Source organism: Nigerium sp. (assembly GCF_039811905.1).
Classification (GTDB): domain Bacteria; phylum Actinomycetota; class Actinomycetes; order Propionibacteriales; family Propionibacteriaceae; genus Propioniciclava.
The window spans coordinates 1-17,335 of record NZ_JBDHZL010000054.1 but is presented as its reverse complement, the minus strand read 5'-3'; the positions used below and the strand labels follow the sequence as shown (position 1 = coordinate 17,335).

Sequence of the window (17,335 nt, the reverse complement as noted above, 5' to 3'; positions counted from 1 at the left end):
GGGGGCGGGCGCGGGCCGGGGGAGAGGGCGGTCGATCCACAGGACGCCCGCGCACCGGCTCAGTCGCCGCGCAGGGATTTCAGGGTGGGCTCCGGCGACATCTCGGCGACCTGGGCGAGGTACAGCTCGGCGCCGGCCAGGGCGTCGGTGAGCGCCTCGTGCGCGGAGTAGACGGGCAGCCCGTGGCGGGCGCGGGCGGTCCACAGGCGGAGGTCGTCGCGGGTCGGTTCGGCGTCGAAGCCGATCGACAGCGTTCGGTGCGCCAGCCGCATGGTGTCGACGAACGGGCTCACGAACGGCGCCCCGTACAGCTGCTCGCACGCCCGCGACAGGAACCCCACCTCGATCTCCGCGAAATGCGCCAGCAGGACGCGGCCGGCGAGGGCGCGCAGGACGCTCGCGACGGTGTCGGCCAGCGGGACGCCCGCCGCCACCATGTCGTCGGTGAGCCCGTGCACCGTCGCGCTCTGCCCCACCTCGGACGCCCCCGCCACGACGCTCGACCCGGCGCCCCCCAGGACGATCTCGACGCCGTCCACCGGCACGAACCCGACGCTGAGCAGGGTGTTCGTCGCGGGGTCGAGCCCGGTGGTCTCGAAGTCGACGCTGAGCAGACGCAGCTCGGACGCCGGCGTCCCTGGGTCGGGCAGCGGCGTCCGGTAGTAGTCGGCGAGCGCGCCCCGTGCGCGCCGGGACGCCCGCGCGCGCCGGCGGGCGGTGGCGTCCCCGAAGAGCATCACCGGCGTCCCCTCACGAGAGCACGTGGGTCTGGTAGCTGTGGGCGAGCGCGCCCTGCATGCGCCGGACGATGCCGAAGGCGTCCCGGAGCGACCGCTTCTCGAAGTCGGTCAGCTCGGCCGGGGCGAGGTGGTTGTCCGGACGGACGCCGTTCCGCGCCTGCTCCGCCTGGTGCCGCAGCCTCAGGTAGCTGATGAACTCGAAGGCGTCCGCGAGGTTCTCGGCGTTCTCCGCGCTCAGCGCCCCCACGGACGCCGCCGCGCGCAGCCGCGCGAGCGTGTTCACCTGCGGCAGCCCGCGCGAGAGGGCCAACAGCCGTGCCATCTGGACGACCGCGACCAGCCCGCCCGCCTTGAGATCGAGCGTGTCGCGGTGCTCGCCGCCGTGCTCCAGGACGAACCCGCGGAAGAACCCGATCGGCGGCTGCCAGTCGTTCGCCTGCTTCGCCAGGTGCGCGAGGAACCGGGCCGACTGCGGCGTCCGGGCGATCACCGCCGACTGGAGCCGCGCGAACAGCGCGTTGTCCCCGTACACCGGACGCATGTCGAAGAACGTCTGCGCGTTCAGCAGGGCGTCCGGGTCGGGCTCGTTCACCCACGACGCGAAGTAGCGCGACCACTGCGTGATCGGCACGCGCCAGCGCGGGTTGGACGCCATCATGTCGCCCGGGCACCGCGGGAACCCGCACGCCTCGAGCCCCCCGACGACCCGCTCGGCCAGCGCGGCGACGTAGTCGTCGTGCTCCGGCCGGTGGTCGTCGGAGAGGATGAGCGCCGAGTCCTGGTCCGAGCCGAGCCCGAGCTCCAGGCGCGCCTGCGAGCCCAGCGCGACCCAGCAGTAGCGGGTCGGCGGCGTCCCGAGTTCGGCCTCGGCGAAGTTCAGCAGGCGACGGGTGAGGGCGTCCCCGACGACGGTGACGAGGCGTCCGATGTCGGCCGCCGAGGCGTCCTGGGCGACGTAACTCTCCACGACGGCCGCCAGCCGGGACGCCGACCGCGCGAGCCCGTCGACGTCCGTCTGGTGGGCGATGTCGCCCACCAGATAGACGGGGTTCGCCTGCTGCAGCCGCATCAGGTCGCCGGCGGTGATCATGCCGATGACATGCCCGGACGCCCGTGCGGGCCCCGATTCTCGACCGGACGCCGGCCCCGGCCCCGGTTCGGACGCCGACGCGTCGGCGGCGTCCGGGGCGTCCTTTGGGTCTCTGCCCGCGGCCTCGTCGACGACCGGGAGGTGATGGAAACCGCGTTGGGTCATCTCCATGAGCACTTCGAACGCGAGGGCGTCCGCGGCGACGGTCTGAGGGTCGGACGTCATGACCGCCGAGACGGGTTCGTCCGGGCTCAATCCGGCGGCGATGACCTTGGTCCTCAGGTCGCGGTCGGTGACGATGCCGAGCAGGCGTCCGGGGGAGCCGTCGGTGACGAGGATCGCCGAGACCCGCGCCTCCGACATGGCGACCGCGGCGTCCCGAATGGACGTGCCGGGGCCCGTCGTCACGGGGGAGCGGCGGACGATCTCGCCGACCCGGGTCTTGAGGATCGCGCCGCCCGAGTCGGACACCTGCACCGACTCGACGGCCGAGCGGATGCGTCCGGCCTGCTGCTGCATGAAGAACCGGGCGAACGCCGGCTGGGTCCGGATCAGGTCGTGGAAGACCTCCCCCGGCATGAGGAGCGTGAGCGAGTCTTCGCGGGCCGTCATCGTGAACGACGACGGCCCGCCCGAGATGACCGACGACATGCCGAAGCAGGTGCCGACGTCCGAGCGTTCGACCAGCGAGCCGTGCGCGTCGATGATGTCGACGGCCCCCGACCGCAGGACGAACATCGTCGTGTTCGGCTGGCCCGCCGCGACCAGCGTCGACCCGCGCCGGAAGTAGCGGGCCGTCAGCTTCGCGGGCAACGCTGCCAGCACCGGCGCCGGCAGGTCCGCGAACGGCGCGTGCTGGGCGAGGAAGTCCCTGACCTCGGCGAGTTCGACGTCCATGACCGCATCGAACCGGGTCGCGGCCTCTGTGTCCAGCGTGGCGGGCGGCCTCAGCCGGCGTCCGGGTCGACGTCGCGGGCGATCGCGCGCTCGACGGCCCGCTCCGCCTCCCGCTCTGCCGCCCGTTCTTGGCGCAGCAGCACCGTCTGGGCGCGGGTGTGGGGCATCGCGGTCCAGTGGGGGTTGGCCTCGATCCAGGCCTGGTCGGTGAGCATGCGGGCGACGACGAGGCCCGCGGCGAGGGAGATCACGACGAAGAGGCTCGTCGTCCCGTTGAGGACGGCCGCCATCGGGTCGTTGTTGATCAGCGCGACCAGGGCCCGGAACGCGCTCGCCCCCGGGATCATGATCAGGACCGCCGGCACCGACAGGGTGACCCGGGGCGTCACGATGTGGCGGGCCGCGAACGCGGCCAGGAGGCCGACGATGGTGGTGGCGCCGAGCGCGCACAGCAGGGCGTTCCAGCCGAGGTCGACCGCCGCGAGCCGCGCGAGGTTCGCGAGGGTGCCGATGGTGGACGCGACGACGGCCACCCGCAGCGGCGTGTTGAACGTGATCGCGAACCCGAGCACCCCGAAGAAGCTCGCCAGCGCCCGTGCCCCGACGACCGCCCACAGCGGCAGCTGCAACGGCGGCGTCGCCAGGGGCGACAGCCCGAACCACAGGGCGACCACCCACGCCCCGAGGGCGGTCGCCATCGTGATCATCGCCGCGTACGCCAGCCGCGACACCCCCGACGTGAAGTCGAAGCGCGCGAGGTCGAGCGCCGCCGTCATGAGCGGGAACCCGGGCACCAAGAACAAGATCGCCGACGTGAACGCCGCCTGGTGCAGCGGCTCCCCGCCGACGGGCAGGACGAACTGCAGGGCGAACGCGAGCAGCATGTACAGCGTGCAGGCGGCGGCGGACGCCCCGGCCACGACGGCGAGCTGGTTGAGCCGCGCCCGGTGGAGCGCCAACTGGACGGCCTTGCCCAGCGCCGCCGCGAGGCCCGCGGCCAGGCACTCCTGCCAGCGCCCGTTGTTGAGAAACGCGAACGCCGCGCACGCCATGGCTGCCGCCGCCACGATGCTCGGGCGCGAGTACAGGGCGTGCCGCCGCCCGATCCGGTCGAGCCTGGTCTGCAGTTCCGCGGCGGTCATCCCGTCCCTGGCCCGCAACGACAGGCGCATCAGCGACCCGATGCGGTCCGCGTTCACGACCGGCGTCGGCACCTCGACGACCTCGGTGCGAAACGTTCCCCGCGAGCGCGTCGTCGCGACGATCTCGTTGAGGCTCACCTGGGCCTCGAGCTGCTCGATGCCGAGCGCCTGGGCGACGCGTCCCATCGCGGCCTTGACGCGGTACGACCCCGTGCCCGCCGCCAGCATCATCGACCCCATCCGGCACATGGCGTCAGCTTTCTCCGCGAGGGCCGCCTCGCGGGCGCCGGCCGTCTCTTCGTGCGCCACGGCTGCCCCCTTCCGTCGCGACCGGCGGCGTCCTCGGTGAACGCCCGTCGCGTCGCGCGGACGGAACTCTAGCCCGGATCCCGGCGGGATCGGTTCCGGGTCAGCCCCGCCATCCGTCGGGAAGCGAGGCGGAGGCGTCCAGCTTCTGGCGGTCGGTGATGGTCCCGTCTGCGCCGATGAGGGTGACGTGGCCGGCGGACCCGCGCGGGCCGGCGCGTCTCACGTGCGCGCCGATGTCGACGATGCAGTTGACCAGTTCGACGCCCTCGTCGATGCGAGCCCCGTCCAGCACCACGCTGTCGGTCACGGACGCCCCCGGCTCGACCACGACCCGCGGGCCGAGCACCGAATGGGTCACCGACCCACGCACCGTGGACCCGGCCGACACCATGGAGCGGTGCACGGACGCCGTCCCTTCGATGCGGGCCGGCGGCAGTTGAGGCTGGGCGGAGAAGATCGGCCAGGTCGGGTCGTCGAGCGTGGCTCCTGTGCCGTCGAGGATCTGGAGGTGGGCGGTCCAATAGGACTGCAGCGTGCCCATGTCCATCCAGTAGCCGGACAGGCGGTGCGCGATGACGCGGCGGTTCTCGACGAAGTGGGGGATGAGGTCGTCCCCGTAGTCGCCCAACTCCCCGAGGCGCTCGTGCAACTCGTCGAGGGCCGAGAGGAGGACGTCGGCGGAGTAGCAGAAGATCTCCGCCGAGACGATCTGGCCGCGCGGGTCGTCAGGCTTGTAGTCGAAGCCGGTGACGATGCCGTTGTCCGTCACCTGGACGACGCCGTAGCGCGACGGCCGCTCGTCCACCTGGGTCGTCACCAGCGTGAGGTCGGCGCCGAGATCCAGGTGGGTGTCGATGACGTCGAGGAAGTTGCAGGTGTACAGGTGGTCGGCGCTCAGCACGAGGACGAGGTCGGCGTCGGATTCGGCGATACGGTGACGTTGACGCCACAGCGAATCGGAGTTGCCGTGGGCGAACCCCTCCCCATGACCGCCCTCGAAGGGCGTGAGGAATTGCAGGCCGCCGTGGTTGCGGTCCAGATCCCACGGCCGCCCCTGCGCCAGGTACTCGTTCAGCGAGTGCGGCAGATACTGCTCGACGATCCAGACGTCGGAGATGTGCGAGTGGTGCAGGTTCGACAGCGAGATGTCGATCAGCCGGTAGGTGCCGCCGACGGGCAGGGCCGGCTTCACGCGGTTCTGTGTCAGGGCACCCAGCCGGGAGCCCTGACCGCCGGCGAGGATGATGGCCAGCGTTCGGGGGATGCGCATGGGGATGTGGTCCTTCGTTCAGGGCCGATCGCCGGTCTGTCGAACGGCTCGGCCGGTCGCTGCCGATCGCGCCATCCGGTCGCTGCCGGTCGCGCCATCCGGTCGCTGCCGGTCGCGCCATCCGGTCGCTGCCGGTCGCGCTATCAGGTGGCAGCCACCCTAGCCAACCCGTGCATGGTCGGCTACGTGGGCGTCCGTCGGCTTTGCTTCCGAAACGGAAGCAGAGCCAGGTGAGCTGTGCGCTGTCCTGGCCCGCCCTCCGTGCTGGACGTCCCCGGCGCCGGACGTCACCCCCTCGCCCGCGATCGCGCCTTTGGTTTTGCTTCCATTTCGGAAGCAGAACCAGGTGACCGGACGCCTGCCGGCGCGCGCTCCACGGCGAGCGTTCGGCGGCGGCTCGGTCTCACCGGTCGGGCGCGTCCCGACATCCGCGCGACACGTTCGTCCACGCGACACGGACGCCTCCCGCGTGGGCGATGCGCGCTGGCGCCGGTGTTCGTAATATGCTGGAGGCCCGTGAGAGAGCCGTCGCAAACCAAGCACGTATTCGTCACCGGAGGCGTCGCCTCCTCTCTCGGGAAGGGCCTGACGGCGTCCAGCCTCGGCAGCCTTCTCGTCGCTCGGGGCCTGCGGGTCACGATGCAGAAGCTCGATCCGTATCTCAACGTGGATCCGGGCACGATGAACCCCTTCCAGCACGGCGAGGTCTTCGTGACCGAGGACGGGGCGGAGACCGACCTCGACATCGGGCACTACGAGCGCTTCCTCGACGTGAACCTCACCGCCGACGCCAACGTGACCACCGGCAAGGTCTACTCCACGGTGATCGCGAAGGAGCGCCGCGGCGACTTCCTCGGCGACACTGTGCAGGTGATCCCGCACATCACGAACCAGATCAAGGACGACATGCTGTCGATGGCCGGTCCGAAGACCGACATCGTCATCCACGAGATCGGCGGCACCGTCGGCGACATCGAGTCGCTGCCGTTCCTGGAGGCGGCCCGGCAGGTGCGCCGCGAGGTCGGCCGCGAGAACGTCTTCTTCCTGCACGTGTCGCTCGTGCCGTACATCGGGCCGTCGGGCGAGCTCAAGACGAAGCCCACCCAGCACTCCGTCGCCGCGCTGCGGCAGGTCGGCATCCAGCCGGACGCCATCGTCTGCCGCTGCAACCAGGACGTCCCGACGAACATCAAGCGCAAGATCGCCCTCATGTGCGACGTCGACGAGGAGGCCGTGATCTCCTGCCCCGACGCTCCGAGCATCTACGACATCCCCAAGGTGCTGTTCAACGAGGGCCTGGACGCCTACGTCGTCCGGCGGCTGGGCGTGAAGTTCCGCGACGTGAACTGGAAGGCGTGGAACAACCTGCTGGAGCGCGTCCACACGCCGCACGACGAGGTGACGATCGGCCTGGTCGGCAAGTACATCGACCTCCCGGACGCCTACCTGTCGGTCTGCGAAGCCCTCCGCGCCGGCGGCTTCGCGAACTGGGCGAAGGTGCACGTGCGGTGGATCCCCTCGGACGCCTGCGAGACCCCCGAGGGCGCCCGCGAGCAGCTGCACGACGTGGACGGCATCGTCGTCCCGGGCGGGTTCGGCATCCGCGGCGTCGAGGGCAAGCTCGGCGCCCTGCGGTACGCCCGCGAGAACCAACTGCCGACCCTCGGCCTGTGCCTGGGGCTGCAGTGCATGGTGATCGAGGTCGCCCGCAACGTGCTCGGCCTGTCCGACGCGGCGTCCACCGAGTTCGACCCCGCCACGAACGCCCCCGTCATCGCGACCATGGCCGAACAGGTCGCGATCGTGGACGGCGGCGGCGACCTGGGCGGCACCATGCGGCTCGGCTCGTACCCGGCGAAGCTGGTGTCGGGCTCGAAGGTTGCCCAGCAGTACGGGACGACCGAGGTGACCGAGCGGCACCGGCACCGCTACGAGGTCAACAACGCCTACCGCGAGCAGCTCGAGGGGGCAGGGCTGCGCGTGTCCGGCACCTCCCCGGACGGACGCCTCGTCGAGTTCGTCGAGCTCGACCGCGAGAAGCATCCGTTCTTCCTCGCGACGCAGGCGCACCCGGAGTTGAAGTCGCGCCCGACGCGTCCGCACCCGCTGTTCGCGGGGCTCGTGCGGGCGGCGCTCCTGCACAAGAACAACCAACTGCTGCCCACCGAGGAGGACGAGTGATGGCCGCCCGCGAGAACGCCGGCGGGCGTCCGGCCGGCCCCGAGGCGCCGGCCCTGCCCGTGCTCACCGGCGACGAGATCACCGACGAGCCGGTCTCGTGGCCGATCCGGGCGCACCGGGTGCTGGGGGAGGGCGTCATCCAGACGTTCGTCTCCGACACGGTGGAGACGCCCGACGGCGGCGAGATGGTCCGCGACTACCTGCTGCACACTGGAGCGGTCGGCATCATCGCGCTGGACGAGCAGAACCGGGTCGCGGTCGTTCGGCAGGTGCGGCACCCGGTGGGCTTCCGGCTGATCGAGCCGCCGGCCGGCCTGCTCGACGTCGAGGGCGAGGACTACCTCACCGGCGCCCAGCGCGAGCTCGCCGAGGAGGCGATGCTCGCGGCGTCCGACTGGCGGATCCTCGTCGACTACATGACGAGCCCCGGCTGCCTCCAGGAGACCCTGCGCGTGTATCTGGCGCGCGGGCTCAGCCCGGTGGCGCGCCCCGACGGCTTCGTCGTCGAGAACGAGGAGGCGGACATGGACGTCGTCCTCGTGCCGCTGGAGGACCTCGTCGACGCCATCTATGCCGGGCGCGTCCAGAACCCGACCATGGTCGTCGGGGCGCTGGCCGCCTACGGCGCCTTGAAGTCCGGACGCCTCGACGACCTCCGGACACCGGACGCCCCCTGGCCGGCGCGGGCCGCCAAGCGCGCCCGGGACGCCGAGCTGGCCCGGCTCGGCGAGTCCTGAGCGCGCCATGATCCGGCTGGGCCGGCGCGCGGACGTCCCCGCAGCTGCGGGACGCCGACGCCCGCCCGCGGCACCCCTGGCCGTACTCCCCGCGGGGACGCCGTGACGATCGACGACGCGATCGCCGCCTACCTGGACCACCTGCGCGTCGAGCGGGGGGCGTCCCCGCACACGGTCGCCGGCTACCGGCGCGACCTGGCGCGGTACGCGTCCTACCTGGCCGGACGCGGCATCGCCGACCTGGACGCCGTCGCTCCCGAACACGTCACCGGGTTCGTCGCCTGGCTGTCGTCGCCGGCCGACGACCGGCCGGCGCCGGCGGCGTCCAGCGTGGCGAGGGCGACCGTGGCGGTGCGCAGCTTCCACCGGTTCGCGTCCGGGGAGGGCGGCCACGACGGCCGCCCCGCCGCCGACCCCGCGGACGCCGTCGCGCCCCCCAAGCAGGGCGCGCGCCTGCCGAAGGCGCTCTCGATCGCCCAGGCGCAGGCGCTGCTGGACGCCCCCGACCGCACGACGGTCGACGGACTCCGGGACGCCGCCCTCCTCGAGCTGCTCTACGGCACCGGCGCCCGCGTGAGCGAACTCATCGCCCTGGACGTCGACGACGTGTCCGCCCAGCTCGACGACCCCGACCTCGGGCTCCGGCTGTTCGGCAAGGGGCGCAAGGAGCGCATCGTCCCGCTCGGCTCCTACGCCCGGACCGCCGTCGGCGACTACCTGACGCGCGGGCGTCCGACCCTGGTCGCCCGGGCCAAGCGGCCCGGGCCGGCCCTGCTGCTGAACGCGCGTGGGGGACGCCTGTCGCGGCAGTCCGCGTTCAACATCGTCTCCGCGCACGCCGACCGCGCCCACCTGGACGCCCACGTCAGCCCGCACACCCTGCGGCACTCGTTCGCGACGCACCTGCTCGACGGCGGCGCGGACGTCCGCGTCGTGCAGGAGCTCCTCGGGCACGCGTCGGTGACGACGACCCAGCTCTACACCAAGGTGACGGCCGAGCACCTGCGGGAGGTGTTCCTCACCGCCCACCCGCGGGCCCGCTGAGCCGCGCGCGGACGGCGTCGCCGCCGGGCACGCGCCCGGCGGCGACGATCGCCCGCGTCCGTGCCCGCGTCAGGCCTTCTCGGTGACCTGCCCGTCGTGCTGGGCGAGCTGGATCTCGTGCTCGCGCTGCTGGACGGCCTCGTCGGTGAGCTGCTGGCCGGCCTCGGCGTCGCGGGTGAGGTTCTCGCCGGTCTCGGGGTCGAACACGTGCACGAGGCGCGTGTCGAGCCAGAAGTGGCCCTCGTCGCCGCCCATGAGGCGCGACTTGGCGTCCATGGAGACCACCAGGGTGGGCGGGATCTCGTCCTGGTCGAGGTCGTGGGCCAACTCGTCGAGGACGCTCTTCAGCTCCGGGTCCTCGTCGTAGTTGATGTACGCGTACTGCTCGTTGCCCAGCCACTCGGTGTGGGTCGGCGTCGCGGTGAACTCCGTGCCGTGCTCGCGGAGCTTCTCGTCGACGAACAGGTTGTCCTCGAAGAACTCCGGACGCAGCCCGAGGATCACCAGCTTCTTGCCCTCGGCCGCCTTCAGCACCCGGTCGGGCACCTTCAGGTCGCCGATCGGCGTCTTCAGGTGGTCGCCCTCGGCCGTCGCCGGGACGAAGTTCATCGACGGCGAGCCGATGAACCCGGCCACGAAGATGTTGACCGGCTGCTCGTACAGCTCGCGCGGGGACGCGGCCTGCTGCAGCAGGCCCTTCTTCAACACGGCCACGCGGTCGCCGAGCGTCATGGCCTCGGTCTGGTCGTGGGTGACGTAGATGGACGTCGTCCCGAGCCGGCGCTGCAGGCCGGCGATCTGGGTGCGCATCTGCCCGCGGAGCTTGGCGTCCAGGTTCGACAGCGGCTCGTCGAACAGGAACGCGTCCGCCTCGCGGACGATCGCGCGCCCCATCGCGACGCGTTGCCGCTGACCGCCGGACAGGTTCGCCGGCTTGCGGTCGAGGTGGTCGACCAGGTCGAGCATTTCGGCGGCCCGCTGGACGCGGTCCTTCACCTCGGACGCCGACAGCTTGCTCTTCTTCAGCTTCAGCGGGAACGCGATGTTCTCGGCGACGGTGAGGTGCGGGTAGAGGGCGTAGTTCTGGAACACCATCGAGAGGTTCCGGTCGCGCGGCGGGATGTCGTTGACGCGCTTGCCGTCGATCTCGAGGTCGCCGTCCGTGATGTCTTCCAGCCCCACGATCATGCGGAGCAGGGTGGACTTGCCGCAGCCGGACGGCCCGACGAGGATCATGAACTCCCCGTCGGCGATGTCGAGGCTGACGCCCTTGACGGCGGTGAAGCCGTCGTCGTAGGTCTTGACGATGTCGGTCAGGTTGATGGCTGCCATGTGAGCTTCCTTGGTTCGCAGTGTCGCGGGGGATGGGGCGTCAGCCCTTGACCGCACCCTGGGTGAGGCCGGAGACGATCTGGCGCTGGAACAGCACCACGATGATGATGATCGGGATGGTGACGACGACGGCCGCGGCCGAGATCGCGCCCGTCGGGTCCTCGAACTGGGACGCCCCGGTGAAGAACGCCAGCGCGGCGGGCACCGGGCGGGCGGCCTCGGTGGACGTCAGCGAGATGCCGTACACGAAGTCGTTCCAGGCGATGAAGAACGCGATGATCGCCGTCGTGAAGACGCCGGGGGCGGCCAGCGGGACGATCACCTTGCGGAACGCCTGCCAGTTCGTCGCGCCGTCGACCTGGGCGGCCTGCTCCAGCTCCCACGGGATCTGCTGGAAGTACGCGGCCAGCGTGTAGATCGAGATCGGGAGCGTGAGGGACAGGTACGGGATGATCAGGCCGGGCCACGTGTCGTACAGGCCGATCTGACGCCACAGGTTGAACAGCGGCGTCACGATCGAGATCACGGGGAACATCGAGACGCCCAGCGCGCAGTTCAGGATGAGCCGCTTGCCGGGGAAGTCGAGCCGCGCGATCGCGTAGGCGCAGAACGTGGCCAGCACGACGGCGATCGCCGTCGAGATGAGCGAGATGCCGATCGAGTTGCGCAGGGCGGGCAGGAACAGGTCCCGCGCGCCCCCGGTGAAGATCATCGCGTAGTTGTCGCCGACGAACTTCGTCGGCAGCAGGCGTCCGGTGAACAGGTCGCTCGGCGCCTTGAACGAGGTCATCAGGATCGAGAACAGCGGCCACAGCGTGTAGAGCAGCACGAGGAGGCCGACCAGCCCCCACAGGATCTTTTGCCGCGTGGAGAGTGCCTTCATGTCACTTCGCCCTTCCCTGGCCGGCCAGATCGACCTTGAAGCCCTTGATCGCGACGGCCGCGATGATCGCGACGCAGATGAACAGGATCACCGAGACTGCGGAGCCCAGGCCGAGCTCGAGGCGTCCGATCGACGTGCGGTAGGCCAGCAGCGACAGGGCCTCCGTGCCGTAGGCGCCGTTGGTCATGATGAAGATGTTGTCGAAGATGCGGAAGGCGTCCAGTGCGCGGAAGAGCACCGCGACCATGATCGCCGCCCGCATGTTCGGCAGGATGACCTTCGTCAGCCGCTCGCCCCACGTCGCGCCGTCGACCTTGGCGGCCTCGGTGTAGTCCGAGGGCACCTGGGCGAGGCCCGAGAGCAGCAGCAGCGAGATGAAGGGGGTCGTCTTCCAGATCTCGGAGGCCATGATGACGAACAGCGCCGGCCAGGTGGAGCCGAACCAGTCGAAGTTCGCGCCGATGCCCGGGAGCCAACCGAACCAGTGGTTCACGTAGCCCGAGTTGATGTCGAACATGTAGAACCACGCGAACGCCGAGACGACCGTGATGGTGCCGTAGGGAATGAGGATCGCCGTGCGCAGCAGGCCCTTCAGCCCGCGGATCGCCGAGTTCATCACCATCGCCAGCGCGAAGCCGAGCACGAGCTCGACCGCGACGGTGACGACGGTGATGAGCAGCGTCACCCCGAGTCCGCGCCAGAAGACGCCGTCGGTCAGGATCACGCCGTAGTTGCCGAGACCGACGAACGCGCGGTCGTCGGGGGCGGTCAGCCGGTAGCTGAACAGCGAGTCGAACAGCGCCTGGAGGATGGGGTACACGGTGACGGCGAGCATCAGGACGAACGCCGGGCCGGCGAGCAGCCAGCCGAGACGCCGCTCGTCCCGTGCGCGTTGGGTCAGGTGCTTGGTGCGCGCCTGCGGTTCGCTGGCCGTCTCGACGGCCTGGGTGGATGCGGTGCTCACTGGAGGGCCTCTCCTCTCAGAACCCGGCGGATGAACTCGGCGACCTGCGCCGGCGTCTGGTCCGTCACGACGGTCAGCGGGGTGTAGCCCTGCTGGATCGCGGTGGACACTTCGTTGTAGTAGGGCGTCTGCGGACGCGGCGCCGCGTTCTCGAGCGCGGTGCGGATCACGGGCGCCATCGGGTACTTCTCCCGCACGGCCGCGTCGTCGAACGCCTTGATGGACGACGGCGGGTTGCCGTTGCTCACGAAGTAGTACGCCTGGTTCTCGGGCTTCGTGATGCAGGTGATCGCGTCGAAGGCGAGATCGGGGTGCCGCGAGTGCGAGCCGACGCCGAGCATGATGCCGCCCAGCGGCGGCGCCGAGGGCCGGTCGGCGCTCATGCGCGGATACTGGGCCCAGCCCATGTCGTCGAGCACCGAGCGGTCGAGCGACCCCTGCTCGACGGCCGACTGGGTGGCGGCGTAGACGAACGGCCAGTTGACCATGAACGAGCCGTGGTCGCCCTGCCAGTTCTGCATGGTGACGTTCTCGTCCTGCGTCGTGATGCCGGGGCCGCCCAGCCCGTCGCGGCCGATCGTGCCGACGATGGTCGCGGCCGCCTTGCCGGCGTCGCTGTCGAGACCGAGGTCGATCTGGTCGGCGGGCTCCGTCGGGTTGCGGACGATGTGGTCGCCGCCCGACTCGATCATCGCGTTCACCCACACCGTCATCGACTCGCCCCGGATGCCCTGGACGCCGATGTAGGTGTCGGTCTTACGCACCGCGTCCAGCAGTTGGCTCCACGTGACCGGCTGGTTCATGTCCAGCCCGGCCTTCTGGGCCACCGACTTGCGGTACCAGAGCAACTGGGTGTTCGCCCAGAAGGGCACCGCGACGACCTTGCCGTCCCACTGGGCGCCGCGCTTGGCGCCCTCGACGACGTCGTCGGAGAGGGACGCCTTCTGCAGCGCCTCCGGCACCGGCGCGAGGAAGCCCGGGTTCGCCAGCTCGGGGACGTAGGGCGGGTCGAGGCTCATGATGTCCATGGACGCGTCGCCCGCCGCCAGCCGGCGGGCGAGCTGTTCGCGCTGGGACGCCGCGTCGCGCGGCAGCACGGACGTCTCGATCGAGTACTTGCCCCCGGACGCCGCCGTGCAGCGCTGGGCGAGCTCGGCCTGCCCGCCGTCGTCGGGGTTGATGTACCACATGAGCGTCGGCGGGCCGTTCTGCTGGTTCGCGCAGCCGGCGAGCGCCAGCGGCGCGACGAGCGCCAGGGCCAGACCCACCGCCCCTCTGCGCCTGCGCTTTTGGGACACGTCCGAAGGCATGACCGTCCTTTCCACAGCGTTGTGACGAGACGCTCCGCCCCGCGATCAGAGCCGACGGCCCCGCGCGTTCAGGCGAAGTTCGATGTCCCGACACTCTCTTGATAAAGACGCGGCGTCAAGAGGCTGCGGCGGACTTGTTTTCGTCGTGGCGCGAACTTCGTCATGCCGGGCCGCGTCCGGTGCCGAGCCCGCGGCAAGGCGGCCAGGTGGGGCCCGGCGTCGCGGACGCGGCGTCCTTCGGTTGTTTTCTACGCGGAAGCGGAAGTAGGGTCGTGATCCATGACGCAACTCAGGATTTCCGAGGCCGCGCGCCTCCTCGGGGTGTCGGACGACACGGTGCGGCGGCGGGTCGATTCCGGCGCGCTGCCGTCGTCGGTCGACGAGTCGGGGCGCAAGGTCGTCGACGGGGCCGCGATCGCGCGGCTGGCCGTCGAGTTCGCCGATGGGGGCATCGGGGAGTTGGACGCCGACGCGGGCCTCCGCTCGGCGCGCAACCACTTCACGGGGCTGGTGACGCGGGTGCTCTCCGACCAGGTGATGAGCCAGGTGGAGCTGCAGTGCGGGCCGTTCCGGGTGGTCTCGCTGATCTCGACGGAGGCGGTCCGCGAGTTGGCTCTGGAGCCGGGGTCGGTGGCGACCGCGGTCATCAAAGCTACGAATGTCTCGATCGAGACGGCAAGGGGGCGGTCATGACGGTGCAGGAGACGACGACGGCGACGACCACGGCGACGGGCGCGACGGGGCGCGGCGTCCGACGGAGGGCGAGCGCGCGCGGCGCGCGGGCGGTGGCGGCTGCCGCGGCGTCCCTGGCGACGTGCGTGGCGCTGGCCGGCTGCGCGCCGGCGTCCGGAGGGGCGTCCCCGAGCGCGGGTGGGAGCGCCGGGTCCGGGCAACTGACCGTGTTCGCGGCGGCGTCCTTGCAGAAGAGCTTCGGCGAGATCTCGCAGGCGGACGCCACGCAGGAGGAGCGGTTCTCGTTCGAGGGCAGCTCGACGTTGGTCGACCAGCTCGCGGGTGGCGCGCGGGCCGACGTGCTCGCGACCGCCGACAAGGCGACGATGGACCGGGCGGTCGAGAAGAAGCTCGTCGGCGAGCCGACCCTGTTCGCGACGAACCACCTGGTGCTCGTCACGCCGTCCGGCAACCCGGGCAAGGTGACGGGGCTCAACGCGTCCCTGACCGGCAAGCGGCTCGTGATCTGCGCGCCCGCCGTGCCGTGCGGACGCGCCAGCCAGAAGCTCGCCGGCGAGCTGGGCGTGAAGCTGCAGCCGGTGTCGGAGGAGCAGAAGGTCACCGACGTGCTCGGCAAGGTGACGTCCGGCGAGGCGGACGCCGGGCTCGTCTACACGACCGACGCCGCCGGCGCCGGAGACAAGGTCGACACCGTCGAGATCCCGGGCGCCGAGAAGGTCATCAACCAGTACCTGATCGCGACGGTCAACGGCGCGCCCGACCCGCAGGGGGCCCAGCGATTCATCGCTCAGGTGACGTCGCCGCAGGGCCGCGCGATTCTCGCCAGGTACGGGTTCGCCGAACCGACGGCGTCGGCGACGGCGTCCCCGTCCGGGTCGGCAGCTTCGGCGTCGGCGACGCCCACGGCGTCCGCCACTAAGTGAGGACGCCCCTCCCGCGCTGGCTGTGGCTGCCGGTCGGGGCGGCGCTGCTGTTCCTCGTCGTCCCGCTGGTGGGCGTCGGGGTGCGGCTGCCGTGGGGCCGGCTGCCGGAGCTGCTCTCCGCGCAGGCGAGCCTGGACGCCCTCAGCCTGTCGCTGCGGACGTGCTTCGCCAGCACCGCGATCTCGGTGCTGCTCGGGTGCCCCCTCGCGCTGGCGCTCGCCCGCGCGCGGGGGGCCTGGGCGGCGGTGGCCCGCGTGCTCACGATGTTGCCGATGGTGCTGCCGCCGGTCGTGGCGGGCCTCGCGCTGCTCGTCACGCTCGGACGCCGCGGCCTGCTCGGCGCCAGCCTGTCGGCGTTCGGCGTCGAGATCGGGTTCACGACCGTGGCGGTCGTGATCGCGCAGGCGTTCGTGTCGATGCCGTACCTGGTCATCGCGCTGGAGGGCGCGCTGCGGACGTCCCCGGCCGGCTTCGAGAGCGCGGCCGCCGTCCTCGGGGCGACGCCGACGTACGTGCTGCGCCGGGTGACGCTGCCGCTGCTCGGCCCCGCGCTGGCGTCCGCGACGGCGCTCGCGTTCGCGCGGGCGCTCGGCGAGTTCGGCGCGACGCTCACGTTCGCCGGATCGCTGCAGGGCACGACCCGGACGCTCCCGCTCGAGATCTACCTCCAACGCGAGACGGACCCCGACAGCGCGCTCGCCTTGTCGGTGGTTCTGATCGGGCTGGCCATCGTCGTGGTCGGGGGTGCCGGATGGTTGACGCGGCTCACCCAGACGTCGGAGGGCGGGCCGTCCGAGAGGCGGAGGCGCGGGCGGCGGGCGGACGTCGGCGTCCCCGATCGGGCGGGGGCGTCGTGAGCGCCGGGCTGGCGGTCCGCGCGCGGGTCGACGCGCGGGACGTGGAGGTGGACCTGGAGGTCGAGCCCGGCAGCCGCGTGGCGGTCGTGGGGCCCAACGGGGCGGGCAAGTCGACGCTGGTCCAGGTGCTCGCGGGGCTCACGCGGCCGGACTCCGGTGAAGTGCGCATCGGCGGCCGCCTCGTGGACGGCGGGCGCGTGCACGTCCCGAGCCACGCGAGGGGTCTGGCGCTGCTGTCGCAGCGGTCGTTGCTCTTCCCGCACCTCAGCGTCGCGGAGAACGTCGCGTTCGGGCCGCGCGCCCGGGGCGTCGCGCGGCGCGAGGCCCTCGCGACCGCCCAACGCCACCTGGACGCCGTCGGCTGCGGCGAGCTGGCGCAGCGGCGTCCGGGGCAGTTGTCGGGCGGCCAGCAGCAGCGAGTGGCGCTCGCGCGGGCGCTGGCGGGCGAGCCGGAGGCCGTCCTGCTGGACGAACCGCTGGCCGCCCTCGACGTCGGCGTCGCCCCCGAGATGCGGCGGCTGTTGCGGGAGCGGCTCGCGGGGCAGACGGTCCTGCTCGTCACGCACGACCTGCTGGATGTGCTCGCCCTCGCCGAGGAGGTCGTCGTCGTGGAAGGCGGACGCATCGTCGAGCGCGGGCCGGTCGGCGACGTGCTCGCCCGGCCGCGCACCGAGTTTCTGGCCCGGCTCGTCGGGCTGAACCTGCTGACCGGCGTCGGGTTGGACGCCGACCGTCTCGACCTCGGCGCCGGGCTGGTGCTCACGGGGATCGCGGAGGACGGCGCGTCGCTGGCCCGCGGCTGGCCCGCGCTCGCGACCGTCGAGCCGGCGGCCGTGTCGATCCACCTCGCCGCGCCCGGCGGCAGCCCCCGGACCGTGCTGCCGGCCACCGTCGTCGCCCTGGAGCCGCGGGGGGCGATCGTCCGGGTGACGAGCCTGCTGCCGGGTGGGCAAAGCGTCCGCG

The 17,335-nt window shown here is 71.7% G+C and carries 15 protein-coding genes; 7 read left to right on the top strand and 8 right to left on the bottom strand.

Annotated features, from left to right (window positions below):
* Positions 1-59: 59 nt before the first annotated feature.
* The 4 genes from WMJ97_RS09920 to WMJ97_RS09905 form a co-directional block, all read right to left on the bottom strand.
* Positions 60-737 carry an exonuclease domain-containing protein gene (locus WMJ97_RS09920; RefSeq protein ID WP_347348830.1) on the bottom strand — a complete coding sequence of 226 codons (678 nt, stop codon included), beginning with the start codon at positions 735-737 and terminating at the stop codon, positions 60-62.
* 13 nt (positions 738-750) lie between these two features.
* Positions 751-2,727, bottom strand: a complete 1,977-nt coding sequence (locus WMJ97_RS09915) for a putative nucleotidyltransferase substrate binding domain-containing protein (protein ID WP_347348829.1) — start codon at positions 2,725-2,727, stop codon at positions 751-753.
* A 50-nt stretch (positions 2,728-2,777) separates the two neighbouring features.
* The gene (locus tag WMJ97_RS09910) at positions 2,778-4,178 is read right to left on the bottom strand and encodes a threonine/serine exporter family protein (protein ID WP_347348828.1); all 1,401 of its coding nucleotides are present in this window, start codon (positions 4,176-4,178) and stop codon (positions 2,778-2,780) included.
* A 100-nt stretch (positions 4,179-4,278) separates the two neighbouring features.
* Positions 4,279-5,448, bottom strand: a complete 1,170-nt coding sequence (locus WMJ97_RS09905) for a sugar phosphate nucleotidyltransferase (protein ID WP_347348827.1) — start codon at positions 5,446-5,448, stop codon at positions 4,279-4,281.
* A 516-nt stretch (positions 5,449-5,964) separates the two neighbouring features.
* Here WMJ97_RS09905 and WMJ97_RS09900 point away from each other — a divergent pair.
* The 3 genes from WMJ97_RS09900 to WMJ97_RS09890 all read left to right on the top strand — a co-directional run bounded on the left by WMJ97_RS09900 (position 5,965) and on the right by WMJ97_RS09890 (position 9,410).
* Positions 5,965-7,629, top strand: coding sequence for a CTP synthase (locus WMJ97_RS09900; protein WP_347348826.1), 1,665 nt, complete (start codon positions 5,965-5,967; stop codon positions 7,627-7,629).
* Entirely contained in the window at positions 7,629-8,366 is a 738-nt protein-coding gene (locus WMJ97_RS09895; protein ID WP_347348825.1) for an NUDIX hydrolase, read from the top strand. Before WMJ97_RS09900 ends, WMJ97_RS09895 begins: the two co-directional genes overlap by 1 nt.
* A gap of 102 nt (positions 8,367-8,468) precedes the next feature.
* Positions 8,469-9,410, top strand: coding sequence for a site-specific tyrosine recombinase XerD (locus WMJ97_RS09890; protein ID WP_347348824.1), 942 nt, complete (start codon positions 8,469-8,471; stop codon positions 9,408-9,410).
* Positions 9,411-9,479: 69 nt separating this feature from the next.
* On the opposite strand, the gene ugpC is transcribed toward WMJ97_RS09890, so the two are convergent.
* From ugpC to WMJ97_RS09870, 4 genes are read right to left on the bottom strand one after another with little or no spacing between them, the layout of a single operon-like run.
* The gene (gene ugpC, locus WMJ97_RS09885) at positions 9,480-10,742 is read right to left on the bottom strand and encodes a sn-glycerol-3-phosphate ABC transporter ATP-binding protein UgpC (RefSeq protein WP_347348823.1); all 1,263 of its coding nucleotides are present in this window, start codon (positions 10,740-10,742) and stop codon (positions 9,480-9,482) included.
* Between the two features lie 40 nt (positions 10,743-10,782).
* Positions 10,783-11,625: a carbohydrate ABC transporter permease gene (locus WMJ97_RS09880; protein ID WP_347348822.1), complete on the bottom strand. Its 843-nt coding sequence runs from the start codon at positions 11,623-11,625 to the stop codon at positions 10,783-10,785.
* 1 nt (position 11,626) lies between these two features.
* Entirely contained in the window at positions 11,627-12,589 is a 963-nt protein-coding gene (locus tag WMJ97_RS09875; RefSeq protein ID WP_347348821.1) for a sugar ABC transporter permease, read from the bottom strand.
* Positions 12,586-13,899 carry an extracellular solute-binding protein gene (locus tag WMJ97_RS09870; protein ID WP_347348820.1) on the bottom strand — a complete coding sequence of 438 codons (1,314 nt, stop codon included), beginning with the start codon at positions 13,897-13,899 and terminating at the stop codon, positions 12,586-12,588. The genes WMJ97_RS09875 and WMJ97_RS09870 overlap by 4 nt, the downstream gene beginning before the upstream one ends.
* Before the next feature lie 279 nt (positions 13,900-14,178).
* On the opposite strand from WMJ97_RS09870, the gene WMJ97_RS09865 reads away from it, so the two are divergent.
* The 4 genes from WMJ97_RS09865 to WMJ97_RS09850 form a co-directional block, all read left to right on the top strand.
* Complete coding sequence (locus tag WMJ97_RS09865) at positions 14,179-14,592, top strand: TOBE domain-containing protein (protein ID WP_347348819.1); 414 nt, start codon at positions 14,179-14,181, stop codon at positions 14,590-14,592.
* Positions 14,589-15,515: a molybdate ABC transporter substrate-binding protein gene (gene modA / locus WMJ97_RS09860; RefSeq protein WP_347348818.1), complete on the top strand. Its 927-nt coding sequence runs from the start codon at positions 14,589-14,591 to the stop codon at positions 15,513-15,515. The genes WMJ97_RS09865 and modA overlap by 4 nt, the downstream gene beginning before the upstream one ends.
* Complete coding sequence (locus tag WMJ97_RS09855; RefSeq protein WP_347348817.1) at positions 15,512-16,372, top strand: ABC transporter permease; 861 nt, start codon at positions 15,512-15,514, stop codon at positions 16,370-16,372. Before modA ends, WMJ97_RS09855 begins: the two co-directional genes overlap by 4 nt.
* Positions 16,369-17,335: ABC transporter ATP-binding protein (locus WMJ97_RS09850; protein WP_347348816.1), on the top strand; the 967-nt coding region annotated here is incomplete at its 3' end. The genes WMJ97_RS09855 and WMJ97_RS09850, both read left to right, overlap by 4 nt.